This is a genomic window from Methanoregula sp. (assembly GCF_002835825.1).
In the GTDB taxonomy this organism is placed as follows: Archaea; Halobacteriota; Methanomicrobia; order Methanomicrobiales; family Methanospirillaceae; genus Methanoregula.
The window spans coordinates 1-1,364 of record NZ_PIZH01000555.1; the positions used below are offsets into that span (position 1 = coordinate 1).

A 1,364-nucleotide genomic window follows, 5' to 3' on the forward strand; every position below is an offset into this window, starting at 1 on the left:
CTCCCGGATCTCCTTCTTGGTCTTCTGGATGTCCCGCGCCATCTTCCCGATGCCTTTCATCTTCTCGCGTTCGAGCCGGACCAGCCCGAGATCGGCTTTCTTCTCCCCGAATGCAAGCTCCTTCACCAGGCTGCGATAGTTCTCCAGCCGCGAGGGGTCCAGTTCGCCCCGTTCAACGGCCGCGAGCACGGCACATCCCGGCTCCCGTTCGTGCCGGCAGTCGGCGAAGCGGCAGCCCTCAGCCAGTCTTTGGATCTCGGGGAAGGTTTCGGCCATGCCCGCGGATGCCGTGCCGATACCCACCTCGCGGATCCCCGGGCTGTCGATGACGAGCGCTCCGTTATTGAGGACGAAGAGCTCCCGGACGGTGGTAGTGTGCCGGCCCTTGCCGTCAAAGTCCCGGACCAGGGATGTGTCCTGCACGTGCCCGTCCAGCAACCGGTTGATCAGGGTCGACTTGCCGACGCCGGAAGAGCCGATGAGAACGGCTGTTGTGCCGGGCGCGAGGAACGGGCCGAGCCGATCAAGCCCCTCCCCGCTCGTTGCGCTGACGGGAATCACCGGTATCCCGGCAGCGACCGCGACGAGCTCGTCCGCAAGCAGGGCCGAATCCCCGGCAAGGTCGGCCTTGTTGATGAGGATGACCGGGCGGGCCCCGGAGGCATGGGCGATGGCAAGGTAACGCTCGGTGCGGCGGGCGCTGAGGTCATGGCCGGCGGCCGTGACGATGAAGACGGTGTCGACATTCGCGGCAATGACCTGGTCGGATCCCTCCTGCCCCGGGGAGCCCCGGGTGAACCTTGTCTTCTGCGGCAGGATGTCGACAATGACCGTGGTCCCGGCCGACGGCTGGCGGAAGAGCACCACGAAGTCGCCAACGGCCGGATAACGGGATAGTTTCCGCAGGGCTCCCGAGATCCCGGTCGTCAGGGGGCCTTCTTCGGTGAGTATGTCCCAGACCGTCTTCTGCCGGCATACAACCCGGCCGGCGATATACGGGCCGGTATATTTTGCGAATGCGGCGGCGTGTTCAGCGGTCCAGCCAAGCTCCGGGAGGGTAAGGGGGTGAGATGGTTCAGGGTTCATAAAAAAAACCTGGGGTATTGTATCCGGAGGAATGGTGTGCAAAAGGAGATGGGGTTTGTGGTCGAAAAGCATGCCGGCTGAAGGGGTGCGCCTGCAAGGGGCCGGCAGGAACCGGCATGGCCCGGGTGCCGGGGAGCCCTCATAGTGAACCCGGATACCGGTGATTTTCATCGTCCGGGTGTGACCCTGCCGTTCATGACCGTTTCTCCAAAGAAAAAGCCTGATACCCCACCACGCCAACACCTTGCTCTGATACACATCAGCACCTGCCTCAGAAA

The 1,364-nt window shown here is 63.6% G+C and carries 1 protein-coding gene; it reads right to left on the bottom strand.

All coding sequences use genetic code 11. The features are described from left to right. Window positions 1–1,086: ribosome small subunit-dependent GTPase A (rsgA, locus tag CW742_RS13250; protein WP_292421152.1), on the bottom strand; the 1,086-nt coding region annotated here is incomplete at its 3' end. Window positions 1,087–1,364 lie beyond the last annotated feature (278 nt).